The sequence below is a fragment of the Lactovum odontotermitis genome (assembly GCF_054658595.1).
In genome coordinates this window covers 171,213-195,954 of the sequence record NZ_BAAGGQ010000002.1, presented here as the reverse complement: position 1 = coordinate 195,954, position 24,742 = coordinate 171,213, and the positions used below count along the sequence as shown (strand labels likewise).

At 44.3% G+C, this 24,742-nt stretch carries 26 protein-coding genes and 1 pseudogene; 19 read left to right on the top strand and 8 right to left on the bottom strand.

Features of this window, described 5'->3' with window-relative positions:
• Positions 1-21 precede the first annotated feature (21 nt).
• The 12 genes and pseudogenes from ACYQ2E_RS02375 to ACYQ2E_RS02320 all read left to right on the top strand — a co-directional run bounded on the left by ACYQ2E_RS02375 (position 22) and on the right by ACYQ2E_RS02320 (position 14,990).
• Entirely contained in the window at positions 22-543 is a 522-nt protein-coding gene (locus tag ACYQ2E_RS02375; protein WP_460016452.1) for an adenine phosphoribosyltransferase, read from the top strand.
• 121 nt (positions 544-664) lie between these two features.
• Positions 665-1,240 carry a DNA-directed RNA polymerase subunit delta gene (gene rpoE / locus ACYQ2E_RS02370; protein ID WP_460016451.1) on the top strand — a complete coding sequence of 192 codons (576 nt, stop codon included), beginning with the start codon at positions 665-667 and terminating at the stop codon, positions 1,238-1,240.
• A 15-nt stretch (positions 1,241-1,255) separates the two neighbouring features.
• On the top strand, positions 1,256-3,385 hold the full coding sequence (gene mltG / locus ACYQ2E_RS02365; protein WP_460016450.1) for an endolytic transglycosylase MltG: 2,130 nt from the start codon (positions 1,256-1,258) through the stop codon (positions 3,383-3,385).
• Between the two features lie 61 nt (positions 3,386-3,446).
• Positions 3,447-3,926, top strand: coding sequence for a transcription elongation factor GreA (gene greA / locus ACYQ2E_RS02360; RefSeq protein ID WP_460016449.1), 480 nt, complete (start codon positions 3,447-3,449; stop codon positions 3,924-3,926).
• A gap of 238 nt (positions 3,927-4,164) precedes the next feature.
• Complete coding sequence (gene rpsD, locus ACYQ2E_RS02355; RefSeq protein ID WP_460016448.1) at positions 4,165-4,776, top strand: 30S ribosomal protein S4; 612 nt, start codon at positions 4,165-4,167, stop codon at positions 4,774-4,776.
• A gap of 78 nt (positions 4,777-4,854) precedes the next feature.
• The gene (locus tag ACYQ2E_RS02350; RefSeq protein ID WP_460016447.1) at positions 4,855-6,981 is read left to right on the top strand and encodes a Tex family protein; all 2,127 of its coding nucleotides are present in this window, start codon (positions 4,855-4,857) and stop codon (positions 6,979-6,981) included.
• 197 nt (positions 6,982-7,178) lie between these two features.
• A complete protein-coding gene (locus ACYQ2E_RS02345; RefSeq protein WP_460016446.1) occupies positions 7,179-7,397 on the top strand; it encodes a hypothetical protein in 219 nt (72 codons plus the stop codon).
• Between the two features lie 99 nt (positions 7,398-7,496).
• Positions 7,497-8,210: an Abi family protein gene (locus tag ACYQ2E_RS02340; RefSeq protein WP_460016445.1), complete on the top strand. Its 714-nt coding sequence runs from the start codon at positions 7,497-7,499 to the stop codon at positions 8,208-8,210.
• Positions 8,211-8,482: 272 nt separating this feature from the next.
• Positions 8,483-9,323: pseudogene (locus tag ACYQ2E_RS02335) on the top strand (KilA-N domain-containing protein).
• A 197-nt stretch (positions 9,324-9,520) separates the two neighbouring features.
• Positions 9,521-14,290, top strand: a complete 4,770-nt coding sequence (locus tag ACYQ2E_RS02330; RefSeq protein ID WP_460016444.1) for a type ISP restriction/modification enzyme — start codon at positions 9,521-9,523, stop codon at positions 14,288-14,290.
• Positions 14,283-14,501: a P-loop NTPase fold protein gene (locus ACYQ2E_RS02325; protein WP_460016443.1), complete on the top strand. Its 219-nt coding sequence runs from the start codon at positions 14,283-14,285 to the stop codon at positions 14,499-14,501. Before ACYQ2E_RS02330 ends, ACYQ2E_RS02325 begins: the two co-directional genes overlap by 8 nt.
• Positions 14,502-14,657: 156 nt before the next feature.
• Positions 14,658-14,990, top strand: a complete 333-nt coding sequence (locus tag ACYQ2E_RS02320) for a helix-turn-helix domain-containing protein (protein ID WP_460016442.1) — start codon at positions 14,658-14,660, stop codon at positions 14,988-14,990.
• Here the strand turns inward: ACYQ2E_RS02320 and ACYQ2E_RS02315 are convergent.
• The 3 genes from ACYQ2E_RS02315 to ACYQ2E_RS02305 are packed head-to-tail and all read right to left on the bottom strand — an operon-like array spanning position 14,898 to position 16,081.
• A complete protein-coding gene (locus ACYQ2E_RS02315) occupies positions 14,898-15,221 on the bottom strand; it encodes a type II toxin-antitoxin system RelE/ParE family toxin (protein WP_460016467.1) in 324 nt (107 codons plus the stop codon). The two genes, ACYQ2E_RS02320 and ACYQ2E_RS02315, sit on opposite strands and share 93 nt — an antisense overlap.
• Complete coding sequence (locus ACYQ2E_RS02310; RefSeq protein ID WP_460016441.1) at positions 15,222-15,464, bottom strand: type II toxin-antitoxin system Phd/YefM family antitoxin; 243 nt, start codon at positions 15,462-15,464, stop codon at positions 15,222-15,224. It abuts the gene before it with no gap.
• Between the two features lie 56 nt (positions 15,465-15,520).
• On the bottom strand, positions 15,521-16,081 hold the full coding sequence (locus ACYQ2E_RS02305; protein ID WP_460016440.1) for a hypothetical protein: 561 nt from the start codon (positions 16,079-16,081) through the stop codon (positions 15,521-15,523).
• Between the two features lie 53 nt (positions 16,082-16,134).
• Between ACYQ2E_RS02305 and ACYQ2E_RS02300 the strand changes: the two genes are divergently transcribed.
• The 3 genes from ACYQ2E_RS02300 (at position 16,135) to ACYQ2E_RS02290 (ending at position 18,171) form a co-directional block, all read left to right on the top strand.
• A complete protein-coding gene (locus ACYQ2E_RS02300; protein ID WP_460016439.1) occupies positions 16,135-16,983 on the top strand; it encodes a plasmid pRiA4b ORF-3 family protein in 849 nt (282 codons plus the stop codon).
• A 104-nt stretch (positions 16,984-17,087) separates the two neighbouring features.
• A complete protein-coding gene (locus ACYQ2E_RS02295) occupies positions 17,088-17,741 on the top strand; it encodes an HAD family hydrolase (protein WP_460016438.1) in 654 nt (217 codons plus the stop codon).
• Complete coding sequence (locus ACYQ2E_RS02290; RefSeq protein ID WP_460016437.1) at positions 17,731-18,171, top strand: SprT family protein; 441 nt, start codon at positions 17,731-17,733, stop codon at positions 18,169-18,171. Before ACYQ2E_RS02295 ends, ACYQ2E_RS02290 begins: the two co-directional genes overlap by 11 nt.
• A gap of 295 nt (positions 18,172-18,466) precedes the next feature.
• Here ACYQ2E_RS02290 and ACYQ2E_RS02285 read toward each other — a convergent pair whose 3' ends face one another.
• The 5 genes from ACYQ2E_RS02285 to ACYQ2E_RS02265 all read right to left on the bottom strand — a co-directional run bounded on the left by ACYQ2E_RS02285 (position 18,467) and on the right by ACYQ2E_RS02265 (position 21,961).
• Entirely contained in the window at positions 18,467-18,778 is a 312-nt protein-coding gene (locus tag ACYQ2E_RS02285; protein ID WP_460016436.1) for a hypothetical protein, read from the bottom strand.
• Positions 18,779-18,811: 33 nt separating this feature from the next.
• The gene (locus ACYQ2E_RS02280; protein ID WP_460016435.1) at positions 18,812-19,201 is read right to left on the bottom strand and encodes a type II toxin-antitoxin system HicB family antitoxin; all 390 of its coding nucleotides are present in this window, start codon (positions 19,199-19,201) and stop codon (positions 18,812-18,814) included.
• A gap of 31 nt (positions 19,202-19,232) precedes the next feature.
• Positions 19,233-19,427, bottom strand: coding sequence for a type II toxin-antitoxin system HicA family toxin (locus tag ACYQ2E_RS02275; protein WP_460016434.1), 195 nt, complete (start codon positions 19,425-19,427; stop codon positions 19,233-19,235).
• Between the two features lie 368 nt (positions 19,428-19,795).
• The gene (gene rnjA, locus ACYQ2E_RS02270; protein WP_460016433.1) at positions 19,796-21,481 is read right to left on the bottom strand and encodes a ribonuclease J1; all 1,686 of its coding nucleotides are present in this window, start codon (positions 21,479-21,481) and stop codon (positions 19,796-19,798) included.
• Between the two features lie 249 nt (positions 21,482-21,730).
• A complete protein-coding gene (locus ACYQ2E_RS02265) occupies positions 21,731-21,961 on the bottom strand; it encodes an RNA polymerase epsilon subunit (RefSeq protein WP_460016432.1) in 231 nt (76 codons plus the stop codon).
• A gap of 75 nt (positions 21,962-22,036) precedes the next feature.
• Here ACYQ2E_RS02265 and tsaB point away from each other — a divergent pair, with 75 nt between their 5' ends.
• Genes tsaB through tsaD form a run of 4 tightly spaced genes read left to right on the top strand, consistent with a single transcriptional unit; the run spans position 22,037 to position 24,713 of the window.
• Positions 22,037-22,744: a tRNA (adenosine(37)-N6)-threonylcarbamoyltransferase complex dimerization subunit type 1 TsaB gene (tsaB, locus tag ACYQ2E_RS02260; RefSeq protein WP_460016431.1), complete on the top strand. Its 708-nt coding sequence runs from the start codon at positions 22,037-22,039 to the stop codon at positions 22,742-22,744.
• Complete coding sequence (gene rimI / locus ACYQ2E_RS02255; RefSeq protein ID WP_460016430.1) at positions 22,701-23,240, top strand: ribosomal protein S18-alanine N-acetyltransferase; 540 nt, start codon at positions 22,701-22,703, stop codon at positions 23,238-23,240. Before tsaB ends, rimI (ACYQ2E_RS02255) begins: the two co-directional genes overlap by 44 nt.
• Complete coding sequence (gene rimI / locus ACYQ2E_RS02250) at positions 23,230-23,676, top strand: ribosomal protein S18-alanine N-acetyltransferase (RefSeq protein ID WP_460016429.1); 447 nt, start codon at positions 23,230-23,232, stop codon at positions 23,674-23,676. Before rimI (ACYQ2E_RS02255) ends, rimI (ACYQ2E_RS02250) begins: the two co-directional genes overlap by 11 nt.
• Positions 23,677-23,684: 8 nt before the next feature.
• The gene (gene tsaD / locus ACYQ2E_RS02245; protein ID WP_460016428.1) at positions 23,685-24,713 is read left to right on the top strand and encodes a tRNA (adenosine(37)-N6)-threonylcarbamoyltransferase complex transferase subunit TsaD; all 1,029 of its coding nucleotides are present in this window, start codon (positions 23,685-23,687) and stop codon (positions 24,711-24,713) included.
• Positions 24,714-24,742: the final 29 nt, after the last annotated feature.

Genomic DNA, 24,742 nt, shown 5'->3' with positions numbered 1-24,742 from the left:
AGTTTTGAAGAAAGGCATTAAATGGAACTTTCAGATTATATTGCAACTATAAAAGACTACCCGCAAGAAGGGATTCTTTTCCGCGACATCACGCCGCTCATGGCCGACGGCAATGCTTACAACTACGCTTGTACCGAAATTGTACAATATGCCCGCGACAAGGAAATCGACCTGGTTGTTGGTCCAGAAGCCCGCGGTTTTATCATCGGCTGTCCCGTGGCCTATGCTTTAGGCGTGGGATTTGCGCCTGTCCGCAAGCCCGGGAAACTTCCCAGAGAGACAGTTGAAGCGACCTATCAGAAAGAGTACGGCACAGACACACTGACGATTCACGCCGATGCGATTAAGCCTGGTCAGCGCGTCCTGATTGTTGATGATTTGCTGGCAACCGGCGGCACCGTTCAGGCAACGATTGAGCTGATTGAAAGACTCGGCGGAATCGTGGCCGGCTGCGCTTTCATCATTGAGCTGGATGACCTGAAAGGGCGCGAAAAAATCGGTGATTACGACTATAAAGTCTTATTACATTATGATGGTGATTGACAGAATCATTAAATTTAGCTAAAATAGACCAGATAAACATTTTGAGTGAGAATTCAAGATGTTTCATTGTTTCAGATAATTCGTCAAAAAGGCGAGACAGCTGCGAGGATAAAAGGAAAAAATGAAAATAAAAGCACTTGATGGGCAAAAAATCGAAGAACTTTCAATGATTGAAGTCGCACATGCTATTCTGGATCAGAAAGGCGAAGAGATGCCTTTTGCTGACCTAGTCAAAGAAGTTCAGGATTATTTAGAGAAGTCAGACGAGCAGATAAAACAGACCTTGTCCCGTTTTTACACAGATTTAAATACGGACGGTTCATTCATTCCGCTGGGAAACAACACTTGGGGCCTGCGCTCCTGGTATGCCATCGACTCCATTGACGAAGAGACGATTTCACTGGATTACTTCGATGATGAGGGCAAAATCAAGGAAGAGGTCATCGATGATGCTTCGGATTCTATCGTTCCTCTGGAAGGCGATGAAGAGGAGACCGAGGCCTTCTCAACCAAGAAGCTTGCGAGCATTGATTACGACGTCAACGATGACGATGAGGATGACAATGAAGCCAAGGCTTACGACGCAGAGCTTGCCGAAGTCGAAGTTGATGCTGATATTCCAGAGCTCGAAGTTGTCGAAATTGACGAAGAGCTTGATGATGACGATGAATTAGAAGGTAACGATAGGCACAAATAATTTCAGGAGGCTGTTTTGGCACACGATTCAAACAGTGATACATCATTTGAAGACTTCTTCAGAGAAGCTTTCGGGAATGAACCGGAAAGTGAGTCCCAGCATAAGACTGGGACCCCTATTTTTGCTGACCAAAAAGTCCCGGACGATATCATGGCAGCAGCTCAGCAGGCAATGTTTGAGCAGGGAAGCTTGACAAATGACCGAGCAGCTCGACAGAATACAGAAAAGAGCGAGCTGAAAAGTGATTCCGCTGCAATTGCTTCAGACAATGAGAGTAAGCTAGGGGAAGATGAAAATGATGATGATTCGGCTCATTTACTAAAAATTTCCAAGGTTCGCTTCATTGATAATTTACCGAGAAAAAAGCTGAGGTCGGCAGCTTCTCAACCGGCTCAACCAGTTCAACCTGCGCCAGAAGTTCCTGTGACGCCGGTTAGTCCTGCTCAAGCAAATCAGGCAGAAAAAATAGCTGCACAAACGGCTCCATCAGCTGGTGCTAAAGCGCAGACCGACGGGCCGCTGAATCAGACTGTACCGAAAGAACGGGATGAGCATTCTTTCCGTGATGAAATCATGGCGCGTCTGCATGCAGAGACTGAAAGTTACACACATCAAGCTGCGGTTGACAATTCCCAGCCGGATTCCCCGATGCAAGCGCAAAATCCGTCAGCTAGGCCGAATTCTCCAGCAGCTCATGACAATCAGCAGCCCATGCAAGGCAGAGTTGCCGGACGACCGTCCTCACCAGCTTCTCCGACCAAGGAAGATTTTCTGGCAGCCGCGGGTGCTAAACCTAAAAACATGCCCAAGCAGTTTTCGCCTCAAGACCTTCAGGACAGCGAGACAGACCAATTTAGCAAAGTTTACATTCCGCCGCGGCAGCCGGCAGAAACTCGGGTTCACAATTATACGGCACCGATTGATGATGACGACGATGACGACGATTATGACGATTATGATACACCGAGCCGTTCAGGACGCAGGCGAAGCTCAAATCGTGCTGAGCAGAGTGTTCAAAGGCACGGTCGGGAGTCAAAAATTCATATCGGCCGCTCAATCGCAATCATTTTAGTCGTAGTAGTTCTCGCCTTAGGCGGATTCGGCTACTTTTACGTACAGAATAACCTGAAGGCCGTAGAGCCCAAGAACAAGACAGTTCAAGTGATTGACATTCCTGAGAGTACCTCTTCCAAAGGCGTTGCTCAAATTCTGAAAAAGAATAACCTGATTAAAAACGCTATGGTCTTCAGTATTTATACTAAAGTTAAAGGCTTATCAGATTTCAGAAGCGGTTACTATAAACTGAACAAATCAATGACACCTGTCCAAATTGCTAAAGCGCTGGAAAAAGGCGGCTCAGCCACTTCTCCATCTGTGGGCAAGATAACGATTCCGGAAGGCTATACCATTGAGCAGATGGCCACAGCCTTTACGGTCAACGCAGCTAGCAAATCATCAGATAAAACGCCTTTTAGTCAGAATGATTTTCTGAATGTTGTAAAAGACCCGGCATTCATTGCTGAAATGGCGGCGAAATATCCGCAGCTGTTTGCCAGCTTGCCGGCGGCCGATTCCGGCGTGAAGTATCAGCTGGAAGGCTACCTTTTCCCGGCTACATATGATTATAATGCTTCGACAACAGCTAAAAGCATTGTTGAGCAGATGATTGCAGCGATGGATACAACTTTGCAGCCCTACTACGGGCAGTTGACGGACCTAGGCTTAGATGTCAACACTTTGCTGAGCCTGTCGGCTTTAGTTGAAAAAGAGGCCAACAGCGAAGATGACCGTAAGAATGTCGCAGATGTCTTCCTGAAGCGTTTGAATGAAGGCTGGACATTAGACACTAATGTAGCTCTACTCTACGCTGAAGGAAAGCTCGGCACAAAAATTACAGCAGCTGAAGATGCAGCTCTTGACACGACAATGGATTCCCCGTATAATCTATATCAAAATCAAGGAACAGGCCCCGGCCCGATTGCCAGCCCAAGCGCGATATCAATTGCCGCTGTGATTAATCATACATCGAATCCGTATTATTATTTCGTTGCTGACCCAAATACAGGAACCATCTATTTTGCGGAAACCGAAGCAGGGCAGGAAGCCAATCAAGAGGAGTATCTAGGCATTTCAGCCAATGGATGATTCATCTCAATAAATCGAAAAAGATTAAGAAATAACAAAATAAATCTAGTTAGAGGAAATTATGGCAGAAAAAGTTTATCAAATGACCCGTGAAGGTCTGGAAAAATTGGAAAAAGAGCTGGAAGAGCTGAAACAAGTTAAGCGTCCGGAAATTGTCGAGCGTATCAAAGTGGCACGCGAATACGGCGACTTGTCGGAAAACTCAGAGTACGAGTCAGCCAAAGATGAGCAAGCCTTCATCGAAGGCCGTATCACAACAGTTGAAACAATGATTCGCTATGCTGAAATCGTAGACAGCGCAAGCGTTGCAAAGAATGAAGTCGCTTTAGGTAAGAAAGTCAGTTTTATCGCTGACGGTGAAAAAGACGAGGAAACTTATGAGATTGTAGGAACAGCCGAAGCTGACCCGTTCTCAGGAAAGATTTCCAACGAAAGTCCGATTGCCCAAGCCCTAATCGGCCGCAAGAAAGGCGATAACGTGACTGTTACACTGCCTGGCGGTGTCGAGATGAAAGTGAAAATCACGAAAGTATTCCAGTAATTTCATCGGTGAGAAAATAACAAAAAACTTCAAAATCCTTGCAATCCGTGAGGATTTTTGATATACTTGATAAGTTGAAATCAGCCGAAGTCTAGGGAGCGCGTCAACATTGCATGTTGAATGTAGCTAAGCTGTAAAGCGAAATTGCACTGCACGCACCTGAAGTCTTCGATAAATAGCATTCACACGAGTGCTCGGCCATAGATTTCTTCAAATAAACATTTGAGGAGACATAATTATGTCACGTTACACAGGTCCATCATGGAAACAAAGCCGCCGCTACGGCGTTTCACTTACGGGTTCAGGCAAAGAGCTTGCACGTCGTAACTACGTCCCAGGCCAGCACGGCCCAAATAACCGCTCTAAGCTTTCTGAGTATGGTCTGCAGCTTGCTGAGAAGCAGAAGCTCCGCTTCATGTACGGCGTTTCAGAGCGTCAATTCCGTAATACTTACGTAAAAGCGACTAAGCTCAAAGAGGGAACGGTCGGTTTCAACTTTATGCTTGCACTTGAGAGCCGTCTGGACAACGTTGTTTACCGTCTTGGTCTTGCAACAACTCGTCGTCAGGCACGTCAGTTTGTCAATCACGGTCATATCCTGGTTGACGGCAAGCGCGTGGATATCCCTTCATACTCTGTTGCTCCAGGTCAGGTAATTTCTGTCCGCGAGCGCTCAATGAAGGTTCCAGCTATTGTTGAGGCGGTTGAGGCAACTCGCGGCCGCGCAGCATTTGTTGAGTTTGACAATGAAAAGCTCACAGGTAAACTGATTCGTCAGCCAGAGCGCGATGAAATCAACCCAGAAATCAACGAGGCGCTAATCGTCGAATTCTACAACAAAATGATGTAATTAACAGGCCTGCTCGGCAAGCCTCTTATACAGAGAGTCTCCCAGAGGGGAGGCTCTTTCAATTGATTAGAAAGACCCATGGACAATTTAAAACAAATTGCTGAAAAGCTCAATATCACCGTCAAACAAGTAAAAAGCGTGCTGGATTTGCAGGCTGAGGGCAATACTGTGCCATTTATCGCCCGTTATCGCAAGGAGATGACGGGTTCTCTCGACGAACTCCAAATTAAGGGCGTCATTGACGAAAACGATAGTCTAACTAAGCTGGCAGACCGCAAAGCGGTCGTTTTGGCCAAAATCGATGAGCAGGGAAAGCTGACGGATAGCTTGAGGGCTTCTATCGAGGCTGCTGCGAAGCTTTCGGAGGTTGAGGAGCTTTATCTTCCCTACAAGGAAAAACGCCGTACGAAGGCTACCATTGCGCGTGAGGCGGGTCTGTTCGACTTGTCTCAGATGATGGTGAAAAATCCGTCTAGGCAGAGCCTTGAGGCGGAGGCGGGAAAATGTCTCAGCGAGGCCTTTCCGACTGTGGAAAAGGCGATTCAGGGTGCGATTGACATTTTGTCTGAAATGATTTCAGAAGCTGTGCCGCTGCGTAACTGGGTGCTTTCCGAGGTGAAACGTAATAGTTTCATGACTTCTGTGCTGAAAGACGCGGCCAAGGACGAGAAGCAGGTTTTCCAGATTTATTATGATTTTTCCGAGAAAATTTCAGCGCTTCCGAATCACCGTGTGCTGGCGCTGAATCGCGGCGAGAAATTAGGCATTCTGACGGTCAAGATTGAAAATGACGACGAGAAAATCCTGCGTTTCTTCGAATCAAGATTTTCTGCGCATGAAAATCCTTATATGAAAGCGGCGATTAAGGACGCTGTGAAGAAGAAAATCATTCCGGCCATGGAGCGGCTGGTGCGTGCAGAGCTCAATGAAAAGGCTGAAAATTCGGCCATCGAAGTTTTTGGACAGAATCTGAAAAATCTGCTCATGGTTGCGCCGCTGAAAGGCTATACTGTGCTGGGCTTTGACCCCGGCTACCGGAACGGCTGCAAGCTGGCCGTGGTTGATGCAACCGGGAAATTTCTGGATGCCACTGTGATTTACCCGACAAAACCGGCATCAGCGTCTAAAATTGAAGCCGCCAAAAAAGAGCTGGCAGCGCTGATTAAACAATACAAAGTGGACATGATTGCTATTGGCAACGGCACGGCCAGCCGTGAGTCTGAGGCCTTTGTTGCTGAAGTTCTCAAGGAAAATCAGCTGAATAAGACTTTCTACGTCATCGTTTCTGAGGCAGGTGCCTCTGTTTATTCTGCCGGCGAGACCGCCCGCGAGGAATTCCCTGACTTGTCGATTGAAAAACGCTCGGCCGTATCTATTGCCCGCCGTCTGCAGGACCCGCTGGCCGAACTGGTCAAAATCGAGCCGCAGGCCATCGGCGTCGGCCAGTATCAGCACGATGTCTCCGAGAAAAAACTCACAGAAAACCTGGACTTTGTCGTCGAAACGGTCGTGAATCAGGTCGGTGTCAACGTAAATACCGCCAGTCCCTCGCTCCTTTCCCACGTCGCCGGCCTGAATAACACGCTGGCCAAAAACATTGTGAAATACCGCGAAGAAAACGGCGCGCTGAAATCACGTGCCCAGCTGAAAAAAGTCCCGCGTCTGGGCGACAAAGCTTATGAACAGGCTGCAGGCTTCCTGCGCATTCCGGCTGCTAAGAATTTCCTGGATAACACAGGTGTCCATCCCGAATCTTATCCGATTGTCCAGAAAATATTCGATTTTCTTGAGATAAATCCTGAAACAGGGCTGGAAAAACTGAAATCTGTCGATGTTGCGGAGCTGGCGGCTCAGCTGGCTGTGGGGCAAGAGACGTTAGCAGACATCATTGAGGATTTGCTCAAGCCAGGTCGTGATTTGCGCGACAATTTCGACGCGCCGATTCTGCGTCAGGATGTACTCAGTATCAAGGATTTATCCATTGGCCAAAAACTCGAAGGTGCCGTGCGAAATGTCGTTGATTTCGGCGCCTTTGTGGACATCGGCCTGCATGATGACGGGCTTGTCCACATTTCGGACTTATCCAGGGATTTTGTCAAAAATCCGCACGAGCTTGTGGCGGTTGGACAGATTGTCACGGTTTGGGTGAAGGGGATTGATGCTCAGCGCGGGAAGATTAGCTTGACGATGGTGGAGCCTAGGTGAGCAATTTGTGTTCGCTTCATGGGAATGGCTCACACCATAAGAGGCATCATAGAAAGCTATAGGGAGTCATAGAAAATCTTTTTACTTGACAGCCTGTAGATATTTCCGTATAATATCATTAACAGTACTCGACACGCCTCTCTGCTTTTGTGATGCGGACCAGGTCGAGTCATTTTTTTTATTATGCGAGTGATTTTATGACTGGAAAGAGACAACAGCAACGACCATTATCGGTTGATGAACAAATTAAGAACTTAAAAGATTTGAATTTGGTATTTAAAGACGAAGATTACGCAAAATGCTTTTTAAATGATGTTTCCTATTTTCGGTTCATCAAAGCGTACAGTCTCGGACTAAAGCCCAGAAATGGCAAATATAATACCGGTGTAACTTTTGAGCAAATTGTCGAACTTTAGGGCACCTCTAAAAACTCAGATTTCGTGATTTTGGCTAAATTTCCGAAATCCTGCGTCAGACCTCCTAGACTTACACCTGTAAGCCGTCGTCGGACTTCCTTGACTTTCGTAAATTTATCTCAAAAGTCACGAAAAGCAGTTTTTAGAGGTGCCCTTTATTTATTTAACGCCAATTTTCGTCAACAACTTTTTGCCCAGATAGAGCGGATTGAAATCAATCTGCGCGCTAGAATCGCTAATTATTTCTCTGTTAAGTATGGTGTAATAGGGTATCAAGACTCTGGAATATTTCCTGACCCGTGTAAACATGCCAATTTCATAAAAAACATTGAACAGGAAATAGATCGTAATAAGCGATCACCTTTTATCAGGAATTTTCAAGAAAATTATGAAAATGGGAATATTCCATTTTATGCATTAGTTGAAATTATGAGTTTTGGTGCCTTGTCCAAGTTTTATAAAAACCTGCAGGGTGCGGATAAACAGGAAATTGCTGACACGTACGGTCTCAAATTCAAATTTCTAGAAAGCTGGATTGAGAGCATCACTTACGTTAGGAATTTATGTGCACATTACGGAAGAATTTATAATGCTAAACTTACTAAGAAACCAAGACTTTACAATGAATATCGAGAGATTGGTATTCGTGACGATCGAATTTTTGGAATCTTATGTTGTATAAAAGAACTTGTTCCGCAGGATGAGCACTGGAATGAATTTGTTGAACAGATTGAGGCGTTTCTCGAGAAATATCCTCACGTTAATGAATTTACAATGGGCTTTCCAGGAAATTGGAAACAAATTTTGCTTTGAAAAATGAATTTAAAATTGTTGACTTGTGATTGAAAGCTTGATAGACTGAACTTAGATAAAGACGTGGAAGATACTGAACTGTATCAACTACGTCTTTTTTGTTAGCAATGTAGGCCTAAGCTTGCTAGGTCGGTGGAAAAAACTCTCAGAGTCTCAAATTAGGCAAATTAAAAAAGGAAGCTGGAAATGATTGAGCTGCCCCGTTCGACTGGTTTTGTGGTAAAATAGAAAATAAAATTAGACGCGCATATCAAAAAGTGGAGGGTTGGAAACTGGTAAACAAAAAAAGTAAAGTCAGCGTAAACGGCAGAGAGATTGCATTGCTTGCCATTAACCAGGGTGATTTTATCTCCCTGACCGACATTGCTAAATATAAAGATGCCGAGAATCCTCGTTTTATCATTCAAAACTGGATGCGAAATCGTAATACAGTTGAATTTCTCGGAATATGGGAATCACTTAATAACAAGAATTTTAACCGTGTCGAATTCGAGGCGGTTAAAAATCAGGCTGGTCTGAACAGTTTTGTGATGACGCCGCAACGTTGGATTGAAAAGTATGCAGGCCATAGGGGTTACCTCACGAGCGGGTCGTTATGGAGGGACTTATGCCCACAAAGATATTGCTTATGAATTTGCCTCTTGGGTTTCGGTGGAGTTTAAGCTTTATTTAGTGAAGGAATTTGACCGCTTAAAAACAGCGGAATCCAGCCAGCAGGCTTTAGGCTGGAATTTACAACGCGAACTGTCCAAAATTAATTATCGAATTCATACGGATGCGATTAAGGAAACCTTGCTTCCTAAACTATTGACAAAAAGCCAGATTGCTTTTACTTATGGCAATGAAGCTGATTTATTGAATGTTGCCTTGTTTGGGATGACTGCTGCAGAATGGAGGCAGAAAAATCTTGAGCAAAAGGGAAATATTCGAGATGCAGCGACACTTGAACAACTGGTTGTCTTATCCAATCTTGAAAGTATTAATGCTATATTTATCAGACAAGAACTAGGACAATCGGAGCGCCTCATTCTTTTGAATCAGACTGCTATCACTCAAATGGAGTCGCTCATCAAAACAGAAAATATCAAAAAAATAAACAATCAAAGGACTTGACAGGAGGCACAGCCGTGCGTAAAATTATAGAGCAGAGCAGAGCAGAGCAGAGCAGAGCAGAGCAGAGCAGAGCAGAGCAGAGCAGAGCAGAGCAGAGCAGAGCAGAGCAGAGCAGAGCAAGGTAGAAACTACCTTTTTTCGACATATACAAGACGCCTTGAGCTTCAGGGCGTTTTTGCGTGTGATGGAGGTATCATATGACTTTTGATACCTTAATCCAACAGATTAATAAAAATCACAACGCTCAGCGTGACCGGGGAACGGCTTTTGAATGGCTTGTCAAAGCTTATCTTGAAAATGAACCGACATATAAAAATTTATTTCAAAATGTCTGGATGCTCTCAGAGGTTCCGGAATCTGAAGGTATACCTAAACAAGACAGGGGAGTGGATTTAGTCGCAAAAACCTTTACGGGAGAATTAGTAGCTGTTCAGGCAAAATTTTACAATCATAGGCTTCAAAAAGCAGATATTGATTCTTATCTTGCCGAGCTGGGTAAAGAATACTATTCTGAAGGAATAATTGTTTCCTCAACTGACGAATGGGGAGTAAATGCTGAAGAGGCGATTAATAATCAGTCAAAATCTGTTGCACGAATTGGGCTCTCAGACTTACGGAATTCTCAGATTGATTGGGAACAATTTTCGTTTGAAAGTCATGAAAAGGTTGCAATAAAACAGTCAAAGGTTCTGAGAGACTATCAACAGTCAGCAATTAACAAAACTTTAGCTTATTTCAAAAAACATGACCGTGGTCAGCTGATTATGGCGCCAGGTACAGGAAAAACTTTTACAAGTCTGAAGATTGCTGAAGCTTTAGCGAAAGAGTCAAAAGAGAATACCTTCAATGTGCTTTATCTTGTGCCGTCAATTCAACTTTTGACACAAACCTTGCGCGCATGGAATAATGACGCAGAACTTTCCATTGCTTCACTTGCAGTCACATCGGATAGAAATGCAAGCCGCGGTACGGTTGATGAAAATGAGTCAAATTTATTTGAAAAGGCACCAGATATTGGCTTTCCTGCAACAACTTCCACAGAGCAAGTGCTAAAGAATTATAAAGAAATTCAAAAATCTGAGCCAACACAGCTTTTGGTTGTTTTCAGTACCTACCAATCAATTGAAGTATTAGGCAAAGCACAAAAAGATGGATTCCCAGAGTTTGACCTGATTATTGCAGATGAAGCCCATCGTACAACTGGCGCACATTTGGAAGGTCAAGATGATTCTGCATTTACAAAAGTACACAGCAACGAAAATATCAAGGGGAAACTCCGTCTTTATCAAACTGCCACACCTAAGATTTATGGACAAGATGCAAAACATACTGCACAGGAGCAGTCTGTTGTTGTCGCCTCAATGGATGATGAAAGTCTTTTTGGAACGCAGATTTTCAGGCTCGGATTTGGTGACGCGATTGGCCGCGGGATTTTGACTGACTACAAACTGATGGTACTTGCGGTCAACGAGAGCGGAATTCGTAAGGATTTACAAAAGAGTCTTGCAGCTGATAATGACCTAAAACTAGATGATATTGGACGCATTATAGGTGTTTGGAACGGCATGATAAAGCGAAACAGTGACTCTAACACGTATTGGGGAGAGCCAATGAAGCGCGCGATTGCTTTCACACGAACGATTGCAGACTCAAAGCTCATTACAGACCGTTTCGATACGGTTGTCAATGAATACTTAGCTGAAAGTAGTAATGATTTTACTGTGGATGTCCATCATGCGGATGGCACAATGAATGCACTACAGAAAAATACAGAGCTAGATTGGCTTAAGTCTGATGAAATTCCAGAAAATGAAGCACGAATTTTGTCAAATGTCCGATTTTTGACAGAGGGCATTGACGTCCCTAATTTGGATGCGATTGTCTTTCTGAGTGCAAGAAAATCTCAGATTGATATTGTGCAGGCAGTCGGACGTGTTGTGCGAAAGGCGGCTGATAAGGATTACGGCTACATTATTATCCCTATTGTTGTTCCTGAGGGTGTTGATGCAGCAACAATTTTGGACAATAGCCAGAATTATGATGTCATCTGGCAAATATTGAACGCTTTGCGCTCCGTAGATGAACGCTTTCAGGCAACGATTAACAAACTCCAGTACAATAAGAAAAAGCCTTCCAACATTAATGTCATAGACGTGACAGCTCCTCCAGTAGATTACGAGCTGGGCGATGATAGTGTTCAAACTGTACAAGAGCCACCAGTAGGTTATCACGTGGCAACACGCGGCAAAAATAAAGGTAAATACATCAAGAATCGGACGGAAGCCTATGTACAGGAAGAATCGCTGGATGATTGGACAGAGCTGGAAGGTGTTATTTATGGGAAAATAGTCTCTAAATTAGGCAATCGTGCCTATCTGGAAGACTGGTCAGAAGATGTCGCCAAAATAGCACAACGCCACATGGCATATATTCAAACACTGATTGAGACAAACAATTCCGTTAAAACTGAATTTGACAAGTTCGTCAAAGCGCTCAAGCATAATATCAACGATTCTATTTCTGACAAGCAAGCGATAGAAATGTTATCTCAACATTTAATCACAAAACCAGTTTTTGATGCGCTTTTTGATGAATACAGCGTTGTGCGGAGCAATCCTGTCAATGACGCGATGGAAAAAATCATTAACGAGCTGTCAAATTTCGGATTTGATAAGGAGCAGAAAGAACTCCAGCCATTTTACGAATCTGTTCAGATGCGCGCGAGCGGGATAGATAATGCTGAAGCTAAGCAGAAAATCATTGTCACACTTTACGATAAATTCTTCCGTACAGGTTTCAAGTCAACAACAGAACGTTTAGGAATTGTTTTTACTCCAGTAGAAGTCGTGGATTTTATCGTTCATTCAGTTGACGATGTCCTCAGGAAATATTTCAATAAAACCATTGCTAGTCAAGGTGTACATATTCTTGACCCGTTCACTGGCACAGGTACTTTTATCACGCGTACGCTTCAGTACCTTAAAAAGATGATGGATAAAGGCGAAATTCAATTTGAAGATATTCTTAAAAAGTATGTGAATGAACTCCATGCAAATGAGATTGTCCTTTTGAGCTACTATATCGCAGCTATCAATATTGAAGCCGTCTTTGATGAAATTGACGGAGATGACAGGGGATACGTGCCTTTTGAAGGTATTGTCCTGACTGACACTTTTGAATCTACGGAACGAGAAGACACACTTGACGACGATTTCTTCGGGGGAAATGATGAACGCTTGAAACGCCAGCAGGAAGTGCCGATTACTGTGATTATGGGGAATCCGCCTTATTCTGTGGGGCAAACTTCCGAAAATGATAATAATCGGAATATTTCCTACCCCAAATTAACTGGTCGAATTGAAGAAACTTATGCTAAGTACTCAAGCTCAAGCCTAAAAAAAGCATTATATGACCAATATATTCAAGCTTTCAGATGGGCTTCTGATAGATTAGAAATAAATGGAATAATTGGTTTTGTTTCAAATGGGTCATTTATTGATAGTCAGACAACGGATGGCTTTAGAAAGTGTCTTGGAAATGACTTTAATTATCTCTATATATTCAATCTTCGTGGAGACCAAAGAACTTTGGGAGAGCAATCACGAAAAGAAGGAGGTAAAATTTTTGGTTCAGGAAGTCGCACAACAATTGCTATATCAATTTTGATTAAAGATGGAAGTGATAATCATGAGATATATTACCGTGATATTGGGGACTATCTTAATCGTGAACAAAAACTTTCGATTCTGAGAGAATTTGGAACGGTTGAAAATATTGATTGGACAGCTGTAATTCCAGATAAAAATAACGATTGGATAAACCAACGTGATGAAAACTATGATAAATACTGGGGACTAGCCGAATCTGAAATTCAAATTTTTAATAACAAAATTGTTGGGTTTAACACAGGAAGAGATTTTTGGACGTTTAATTTTTCTAAAAAATCGGTTGATGGTAATATTTCTAGAATGGTGGAAAACTATAATTCAGAATTGAAAAGTTTAAGACACCTAGATTTGGTTGAAAGAAATAAAGTTATAAATATGAACGATGATTATATTTCTTGGACAGTAGGATTAAAAAATAAATTCAATCGGTTTGAAGAACTTAGTGTTGATGGTCGAAACATTATTGTCACACTAGCTAGGCCATTTACCAAAAAATATGTGTTCTATGATAAAAATATCGTAGAACGCCCTGGTAAATATAATAAGATGGTTCCAGAAAATAGTCTAGTTTTATTCGCTCCTGGCCCAAAAGGAGTGAAAAATTACTCATTGTTGGTCACTAAAGGCCCAGTATGTTATTCTGCAATGGGATTTTCTTCAGGTACCCAAATGTATCCAATGGCAATTAAAGGGGAAGGACTTTTTTCTAATGAAACAAGTAATATCTCTGTAGAAAGTTCAATATATTTTGGAATTAAACAAGATATGATGGCGTATTATGTATATGGAGTTTTGCATTCGCAGGATTATAAAGTCAAGTATGATGCCGAACTACATAAAATTTTACCACGAATTCCACTTCTCAAAAACAAAGAAAAATTCGTTGAAATCGGTCGAAAATTGGCAGATTTGCATCTGGACTATGAACATCAACCAAGCTGGGCTGGTGTAACCGTCACTGGCGAAGATTCTGGAAACTTCAAAGTCAAGAAGATGAAGCATCCAAAGAAAGGACAACTCGACACGATTGTCTTCAATGAATCTATCACGATTTCAAATATTCCTGAGCAGGCATATGAATACGTCGTCAACGGTCGCTCGGCGATTGAGTGGATTATTGACCAATATCAGATTAAGACGGATAAAAAGTCAGGCATCACAGATGACCCGAACGAGTTTGCCCCCGAAAATCCTCGTTATATTTTGGATTTGCTTTTGAGTATTATTACCGTTTCAATGCGGACTGTTGAATTGGTGGCGCAACTTCCAAGTATGGAGGTGATGGAGCCTGATGATTGAACTAGACAAAATTGATACTACTGTGGCGGCTAAGAATTTTGCGAATCTGCTTGAAAACAGGAAAACTTACTTCTTGAATGGAGAATGGGGCTCAGGAAAGACTTGGTTCATAAATGAAGTTAAAAATCAATCAAGCATAAAATTACTCAATATTTATATAATAAAAAAAGAGAGGCCCTCGCGTATAACCCCACTGGCCACATCTCCTTGACAGTTATACTATCAGATTTTTGTTTTAATGTCAAAAGCACTAACAACGGAATAATACCCTGAAAGTTATAAAATGAAGTTGGACACTTTTCCAACAAAAAATCATCATGTTTTCTTTTATAATAGTTTTTACGACAAAACAATATAGAAAAGAGACATGATGACCTTCTCCAATTGTAGCACAGAACATAAAAAATACAAGCACTTAACCTATGAAAATCGAATTCAGATTGAGACTTATCTCAGAGATAAACTCCCGAAAGCGGAAATCGCCAGACGGCTGAATATTTCCAGACAGACTTTGGACAATGAAATCAAGCGGGGCGCTCAGCCCCATCTCAAAATCCTGAAGCACAGGCAGAGACTCTATCTTCATCACGAATTTTTTAGAGAAATTTTAATTCAGTCCCAAAAGAGTCAGATAATCCATTTTGCCAGAAAGCACACGGTAAATTTTTACATGACTTCCCACAACTTCAAAGATGATTAAATAATCAGCAATCACTGAATAGCGATAGTTATTCGGGATGACCGTTTTACTGCTCAAACTAGGAGCGCTAAGCGGGCTACGACCGAGTCGCCTAATTTCTCTGCGAATTTTCAAGATAAGTTTTGCTACATTTTCAGGATAAGCATGATATTGACTCTTGTAAAATTCAATTTCACGTAAATCACGTACTACTTGTGGTGCAATGTCTAAAATGTATTTTTTCGTCGTCATTCAATCCTCAAACTTTGCCTCGAATTCATCAAACGTCAACGCCCCTTCCTGTTCCAGAGAGAGCACACCTTTCTGAATTTCTGTGAACAAGGCAAGCGTTGCCTTCATTTTCTGCCATTCATCAATATCAACCAAAGCATACTTTTCCTTGCCATTTTTGGTCAAATAAACAGGACTGCCCTCATGGACTTCATGCGTAATCGAAGTATAATTTCTCAAATCTGAAACTGGTGCTGACTTCATTCGCCAACCTCCGTAAAATTTTGTCAAAATAATTATACGATAAATTTATCGTAAAGTCAAACAGACATTTGCTGCAGATAGGCTTTTTTGAGCTTCGTGAGTTTGTCTAGTTTTTGCTGAAGAAGAGTGACATGCAGGTCAAGGAGTTGGAAAAAGTGACCAACTTTGATTTGTTCTGTCTTATCAAATGGAATTTCAAATAATGTTTCCGAGACAGTCTTCCAATCTGAACGTGGCATTTTTGTTCCAGACGTATCGTTTGCTACCCTCTGAAAAGCATCAGCCTGCATAAGATAATAATCAAATCTCGGAATAGTTTGTCTTGATTCGAAAACCCAGAAATCACCAATAGCAATCCCGTGAAAATCAGCATATAACCATTTTTTAAGATAGGGACGAAGTTTTCCAAACAAAATATTTTGTGGTTGAAACAGCGTTCCTTTTCGGTTGTCCAGCTTTCCTGAAATGTCTTTGTTTAATTCCCCAAAACCGGAAATGATATCTTCAAATTCTAATTTTGGTAATTGATTTGAATTTGAACTAGTATTTATTCTTCTCACAATATCGGACCACTTACGCTGTTGCCAAAAGAAAATTCCTCCAATTTCCAAGCTCAAAGAGAATTGTGATACAATTATGCTAAATCCAACAAAAGAAAAGGAGTGACGCCGTGAAAACAAGAACAATGCAGTTTGTCGCCGAACTGACCGGTTTCAAGCCCAGAATGTGGCGTAGAATTCTGGTATCCTCAGAGATGGAACTAGAGGAATTATGTTACGTGCTGATGAAAACTTTCCGAGCAAATGGGGGTCATCTTTTCAGCTTTGAGAAAGATGGGGATACATATGAGCTGGAAAACGAATATGATGACGGCTTCGTTTCTTTCATGGAACCGAAGGATATCAGTAAATATCATGTTGACCAGCTTTTTAGTTTTGAGAAGGAACATGGCTTGTTGACTTACGACTTCGGTGATAACTGGGAGATTAAAGTGACGCTTGAAAAGTCTGAGGTTGCTGATTCCCTTGAAAATAAGCTTCCTCGAGTAATTAAGGGAAAAGGTTTTGGCATTATTGAGGATGTCGGCGGTGTATGGGGATTGTCCGAAATTGACGAAATGCTCAGAACGCATGATAAAAAGGCAATGGAAAAGTTCAAAGACTGGGTGGGACCGAGGATCATGAAATTACCTGATTTGACAGTCTTTTCGAAGGAAGACATAGATGAAGTAAATCAGGAAATACAGAGTGGAGACTTGAAAGAGTTTTACAGCATGGATGATATCTGGAGTGATGAAGACATAGAAGAAGTACTCAATGTGGATCCTCTCGTGGATGAAATTATGCAGTCAGCTATGAAGAGAATTGTTTTCGATTCAATTTGTAAGGAACTGGATGAAAGGATTCAGAAAGAAAAGCTGAAGCTTAGCGATGAGCAGAGTGATGAACTTTTCGATATCATGAGAACGTACGCCCCTGACTTCGATGATTCGGTCTATAGAGAGAAGCTTAAAAAGTAGTGCTTGCTTGCGCGAACATTCCTCCAAAAACCGAGCGCTTGCGTGAACGTTATTCCAAAAACCGAGCGCTTGCGCGAACGTTATTCCAATAGTATAATATAACCATGAAATTCAAAGCAGTCATCTTCGACATGGACGGCGTCCTAGTAGACACCGAGCGCTTTTTCCACCAGAAGCGCCTTGATTACCTGGAAAGCATCGGCGTCGACACGGCGAATTTCCCCAAATCTTATTTCGCGGGCGGGCGCATGCGCGACATGTGGCCGGAAATCCTCGGCGAGCGCTACCATCAAGAGAACATTGCCGAACTCCAGGCCAACTACACAGCCTTTAAAGAGGCGACAAAATATTCTTACAAGGCGCTTTTGTTCCCGGGCGCCACGGAGTTGCTGGACTTTCTGAAAAACGCCGGCTACAAAATAGGCATTGCTTCAAGCTCGGATCACCGCCAAATTCAGCGTTGTTTTGATGAGGCAAATATTGGTCAGTACTTTGACATCGCCTGCTCGGGCGAGGATTTCACGGAAACGAAGCCTAATCCTGAAATTTACGAGACAGCCATGAAAAAATTGGCGGTCACAGCAGAGGAAACGCTCGTGATTGAAGACTCCAGCATGGGTATCGCAGCGGGAAAAGCCGCAGGTGCAGCGGTTTGGGCGATACGTGACGATTTCTTCGGCATGGACCAGTCAGAGGCAGATTTGCTGGTTGAAAATCTGCATGAGGTAAAGGAGAGACTTGCTCAACTTGTCCAATGAAGACGAACTCACAAATTATGTGAGAAAAGTCAGTCTTGCAAAATTTAACATGCCCTTTCGGCATAAAGCCTATTGGAATACACGCCTGCGCACCACAGGCGGCCGCTTTTTTCCTGCTGACAGTCATCTGGATTTCAACCCGAAATTTGCCGAGCATCCGGAATTTGACAAAATCATCCTGCACGAGCTCTGCCACTATCACTTGTACCAGGCCCACGCCGGTTACAAGCACGAAGACAGAGACTTCAAACTTCTGCTGAAACAAGTCGGCGGCAGCCGCCATGCGCCGTCACTAGCTCCGCGGAAAATCAACTATCTTTATATCTGTGAGAACTGCGGATTTGCCTATCCCCGTCAGCGGAGAATTGACACGAAGAAGTACCGCTGCGGCAAGTGCCGCGGGAAATTATTACATAAAGGGCAGCTCTAACAAACACAGATTTCGTGATTTTGTCTCAATTTCCCCCACAGTGGTGGGGAAAGCGAACTGTATGCGGCTGAAGCCGCAACAGCCTGCTTACAAAATTCCGCGTCAGCCCTCCTAGACATACACCTGTAAGCGTCTACGTTAAATCATAAATAGATGAAAACTATCACATTTTATGGTAAAATGCGAAAAAAGTCATTTATCTCGTATTATCTCGATTTATGCGATGAGAATCAACATTCTCAAGCTAGATGGCTTTGATAGAATACAATTATTGCATTTTAAAAACGTAGTCATTTTAGTCATTTGATTGAAAAAACGCCCTGGCAAGCGCAAAGGCCAAAATATGAATAGCCGTGATACGGTTTTTTATTTCGACTTTCATCATTGTTTTCTCAACAAAACTCCGTCTACTACGAACTTTATTAAGCTTTGAGTAAAAAACAGCAAAAAAGCTCCCAGACTCAAACAGAGTCATGGGAGCCCCATAAAATAAGGAGAGGAGGGGATTCCAAATGGCGCTATAATTACCTTCTCCAGCTCTCCTGGTAAAAATCTGGTAAGAATTGCTGAAATTATGATTTACTGCAAAAATTCCTTTCTCAGCCATTTCCTCAAGTCAGAAATATTATTACCATTTGTACTATCGTTTGTCAAACTCTAATATCGCTTCCGTTAAAGTAAGCGAGAAATTAATCCCGAGATCTTTGCCGCGTTTATCTGCCCATTTAGGGATTTGCAAGGTCTTTTTCACCGGCTCATTCATTTCCAGATATTCTGCCAGATCCACAGAAACAAGCGTGACAAACTGTGTCTTATTATCGACTTTGATTTCATTCATCGGGGTGGGCACAGGTAAATCTTTACCTCTCTCAATCAAGTCTGCAAGCATAATTCCTAGAACGTCAGAAGCCATCTCCAGCCCCTCAGCAATATCGGCGCCTTGAGTAACCGCCCCCTCAATATCCGGAAAATAAATCCCGTAACCGACCGGGTCGGTTTCAAAAACAGCTGGATAAACTTTTTTATGCATTTTGTACCTCCATTTCGAGAATAACAGGGGGCTACTTCAGCCCCACTTCCTGCCTTACAGAATCTTCCACTTGTCGTGATAATTCCTTCCCGTGAGCAGTCAGATTTACCGGTCTTGGATAACCAGCCTTGGTAAATTTTCTGTGCGAACCTTTACCAGCACCTTTCACTTCTCGGAAACCAGCTTCAAGCAATAATCTTTCGGCTTCTCTTGTTGTCATCGGCATGTATACCTACCTCCTGACATTTTTATTATACCACGTACACTACGTAGTGTCAATCTTTTTGTATAAAAAATTCTACGCCTGTAAGCCGTCATCGGCCTTCCTTGACTTAAAAGCAGGCTGTTGCGGCTTTAGCCGCTTGCGACTCAACTAGGTGCTTCAGCACCGTAGCGAGAGTCGACAGCAGCACCCGCAGGGGCAGACAATTTCAAAAGCTTTAGCTTTTAGAAATTGCCAGAGCTTTAGCTCTGTGTACAGATCGCTTTCCCCCTTGCGGGGGAAAATTGAGCTCAAAAGTCACGAAAAGCTGTTTGTTAGAGCTGCCCTTAAAGAAAAAGCTTCCATTTTGTAAATTGGAAGCTTTTTGAAAGTTATTTATCAGGTGACATGACCATCGGCACAACCAGCGGATTACGCTCGGTTTCTTTGTATAAGAATGGGCTGAGCGCTTCACGCATGGCTCTGGCCACGCCGGCTTCGTTGATGCCCTCTTCGTTCAATGCGCTGCGAATGGCGTTGAAAAGCACACGCTGTCCGCTGCGAATCAGGTCGCCGGACTCGCGCATGTAGATAAAGCCGCGGCTGAGCAGGTCGGGACCTGCAATAATCTGCTTGTTGGCAATGTCAACGTTAGCAACTGCAATGACGATGCCATCTTCTGAGAGCTCACGACGGTCATGCAGCACAGCGTTGCCGATACCGCCGATGTCGTTTCCGTCCACGTAAATGTCGTCGGCGCGGAAATGGTCTGCGAAGCGGCAGCTGTCGCGCGTCAGGGCCAGGACATCGCCATTGACCTGAATGAAGCAGTTTTCCTTAGGTACACCGGTGTCTTGGGCAAGTCCTGCGTGAATTTTCAGCATGCGGTATTCGCCGTGAATCGGCATGAAGAATTTCGGCTTAATCAGACGCAGCATGAGTTTTTGCTCTTGCTGTCCGCCGTGTCCGGAGGTATGGATGTTGTTTGTCTTACCGTAAATGACTTCGGCGCCTGCCTCGGAGATTTTGTTAATCAGCTGATAAACGCCGCGGGTATTGCCTGGAATAGCGTTGGCAGAGAAGACAATGGTGTCGCCGGCCTGCAGTGTGATGTGGCGGTGCATGCCGTTGGCGATTCGGCTGAGCGCAGCCATTGGCTCGCCCTGAGAGCCGGTACACATGATGACCAGCTGGTCTGACGGAATCTGATTGACTTCGCTCGGGTCAATGATGGTGCCTTTAGGCGCGTGAATATAGCCCAGCTCAAGCCCGTTTACCATGGCTTTTTCCATAGAACGGCCGAACACGACGACCTTGCGTCCCGTACGAACAGCACCGTCAATGGCCTGCTGGAGTCGGAACATGTTGGAGGCAAAGCTGGCAAAGATGATACGGCCTTCGATACGCTCGAAAATTTTCATGATATTTGCGCCGACGACTTTTTCAGAATTCGAGAAAATCGGAATTTCGGCGTTGGTCGAGTCGGACATGAGAAGCAGAACGCCTTCTTCGCCGAGTTTGGCCATTTTGTGCAGGTCAGCAGGCTCGCCTACGGGTGTGAAATCGAACTTGAAGTCGCCGGTTTCGACGATGACGCCCTCCGGCGTATGAACGGCAACGGCCATTGGCTCTGGAATCGAGTGCGTGGTACGGAAGAAGTCCACCCACATCTCGCCGCCGAATTTCAGGACAGAATCAGCGTTAATCTCAAAAAGTTTCGCGTTGCGGAGCAGGCCGTGCTCTTCCAGTTTGCCGCGAATCAGCGCCAGACTCAGAGGGCCGGCATAGATTGGGATATTGGCTTGTCTGAGCAGCCAGGGGATTCCTCCGATGTGGTCCTCGTGGCCGTGAGTAATGACGACGCCTTTGACGCGGTCAAGATTCTCAAGAATATAGTTGTAGTCAGGGATGACATAGTCGATTCCCAGCAGTTCGTCTTCGGGGAACTTCACACCTGCGTCGATAACGATAATTTCATTCTTATATTCGACGCCGTAGCAGTTTTTGCCGATTTCGCCGAGCCCGCCCATGGCGTAGACTGCGACTTCATTTTCTTTGATTTTTGATTTTGTTGGCATGTTTTATTAGACAAACGTGAAGTGTTTGTACATTACCTCTCTCTTTTCTTTTTTTGTAAATGAAAACAGCTGTCAAATTGACAGGTTAATTGTCATAATCATTCTGAATTGTAAATTGCCGCCGCTCTACTGTTTTTGGACAAAAGAGAAGCGGCGTCATTTTTGTGAAAAAGCATTTCACTTATATTTGTAAGGTTAATCTGCAAATGGTCAGAACAGTCTATAGCAAAAAAGACTGTGCTTTGATTATTAAAGCTCTGTCAGTGTGAACTTTTTGTTTTTCTGCTCATAAGCTGCCGCTGAATCAGACAGTGCGTCTATGAACTCAATCTGATGATTTGTCTTTGTGGCGATTAATTGGCGTAACTTGATTGTTCCCTCGAGTTTATCTTTAGCATCAATGTCAACATACATAGTGCGTGTGTTTTCGCGGCGTGGGGTTACATTTTTATTTTCCTGGTAAAAAACTTTAAAAAGCATATCTTTCCTTCTAATTCACATCTTGTTGGTCGTGTATTTTGCAATTACATCTATTTTACCATATAATATAGAGATATGGTAATATTATCGTTTGATACGTCCGGCAGTGCGACGAGTGTGGCTGTTACGGCTAAGGGGAAGCTCCTCGGCGAGGTGACTTTGAATTCGCCGATTAATCATTCTGTGACTTTGATGCCGACGATTGATTTTCTGATGACGCAGCTGGGCCTTTCGCCGGCTGATTTGACGCGGATTGCGGTGGCACAGGGGCCGGGCTCCTACACGGGGTTAAGGATTGCGGTGACGGCGGCGAAAACGCTGGCTGCAACGCTCGGTATTGAGCTGGTGGGTGTCTCAAGTCTGCAGGCGATAGCAGAGCGCGCGCATTCTGACAGGATGGTGGTGCCTTTGATGAATGCACGGCGTGGACTGGTTTACGCGGGCGGCTACAGGGCCGGCAGGCACTTAATTAAAGACCAGCATATCGGGCTGGATGAGCTGCTTGCTCGCTTAGAAGGTCATGAGGCACCGGTCTTCACAGGGGATGCGGGTATGTTTCGTGAGGAAATTTTGGCCAAAATCCCGGAGGCGACGATTTTGAGTGAGGCGCCGTTTAATTTGCCGTCGGCTTTTGAGATTGCCAAGTTGGCGGAAAATCTGCCGTCGGTCGAGAATGTGAATGATTTTAATCCGGTTTACCTGAAAAAAGTGGAGGCGGAAGAGAAATGGGAGGCGTCCAGTGGCCTTAGGGCAGATGATAAAGACTTGGTTTCGCGGGTTTAAAAAGCAGGGCTTGCCTGTGAAGTTCAGGCAAACTGGCGATTTGACGGTGCGTCTGGCGGTTCCGGACGATATCAGGGCCTTGCTGGAAATTGAGCGCGACGTTTTCACGGAGATTCCCTGGACTTTCAGTCATTTTCAGCATGAAATTTCTGAAAATCCGCGGGCTGCTTTCATTGTGGCAGAAAAGTCCGGAAAGATTCTCGGCTACATCGGTTTGCGCTGGAATCTTAGTTTGACGGACTTTCATATTTCGAACTTTGTGGTGCGGAAGTCCTCGCAGAACGCTGGAATCGGCAGTCAGCTCCTGAGCGATGCGCAAGACCTGGCGCGCGGTTTGAAGATTTCTCATCTGACTTTGGAGGTGAGCCGGCCGGACCTCAAGGCGCAGGGCTTCTACCGGAAGCGCGGTTTTGAGAGCGCGCGGATTTTGACGGCTTATTATGACGACGGGCGCGATGCCGTAGAGATGGAGAAGGAGCTGAAACTTGAGCTTTAGATTTACAAATAGCCGGGAAATCACAGCGGTGCGGACCGTGACAGAGTCTGTTTTTCGTATTCTGGCAGAAATTTACGGTCATTCTCCTTGGTCGCGGGAACAAATCATGCTGGATTTGGCGCATTCTGGAGTTTGTTATTACTTCGTTTATGATGATGACCTCTTGGTCGGGTTCCTCGCGACACAATGCGTGCTCGATGAGCTTGAAATCACGAATCTGGCGGTTCTGCCTGAGTATCAGCGACAGGGGCTGGCCAGCCGTCTGCTGGCAAATCTGGCTGATTTTCACGGGACTCTGTTTTTAGAAGTCCGTGTGAGTAATCTCTCGGCCCAAGAACTCTACCGAAAGCTCGGTTTCACGCAGTTTAACCATCGCAAGGCTTATTACAGCAGGCCGGTGGAAGATGCTCTGTTACTCCGGAGAATCCAACTATGAAAGAAAAAATGAAAACAACATATATTTTAGCTTTTGAATCATCTTGTGACGAAACCTCAGTTGCAGTGCTGAAAGACGGCTGCGAGCTCTTGTCGAATGTGATTGCGACGCAGATTGCCAGTCACAAGCGTTTCGGCGGCGTGGTGCCTGAAATTGCCAGCCGTCATCATACGGAGCAGATTACCTACTGTATCGAAGCGGCGTTGTCTGACGCAGGTGTTGCGCCGTCGGATTTGACGGCCGTTGCAGTGACGGAGGGACCAGGCTTAGTGGGTGCGCTGCTGGTTGGCATGACTGCGGCTAAGGCTTTTGCCTGGGCGCACGGTCTGCCGCTGATTGGCGTCAATCATATGGCTGGGCACTTGATGGCGGCAAATCTGCCGGATTCCGGCGGGCCGATTGAATATCCGGCGCTGGCGCTGCTGGTGTCCGGCGGCCACACCGAGCTTGTTTATGTGGCGCGTGAGGGAGATTATAAAAAAATCGGCGAAACGCGGGATGATGCGGTCGGTGAGGCTTATGACAAGGTCGGGCGCGTGCTGGGACTGACTTATCCTTCGGGTAAAATCATTGATGAGATGGCGCATCGCGGACAGGATGTCTATCATTTTCCGCGTGCCATGATGAAAGAGCCGGGCTATGAGTTCAGTTTTTCCGGTCTGAAGTCGGCTTTTATCAATCTGGTGCACAATGCGGAGCAAAAGGGCGAAACATTGGATGACGATGATTTGGCGGCGAGTTTCCAGGCGGCTGTGCTTGATATTCTGCTCTATAAGACCAAGGCTGCGCTGGCTGAATTTCCTGAAATCCGGACGCTTGTTGTGGCGGGAGGTGTGGCGGCTAATCAGGGTTTGCGCGAGCGTCTGGCTGATGAGATAACGGCTGTGAAGGTCATTATTCCTCCGCTGCGCTTGTGTGGCGATAATGCTGGTATGATTGCTGCGGCAGCTTATACTGACTTGAAGCAGGCGCATTTTATTGACTTGGCGGAAAATGCTTTTCCGAGCTTGTCATTTGATACAATTGACCCAATATAAAAAAATATAGAAGGAATGAATAATTATAT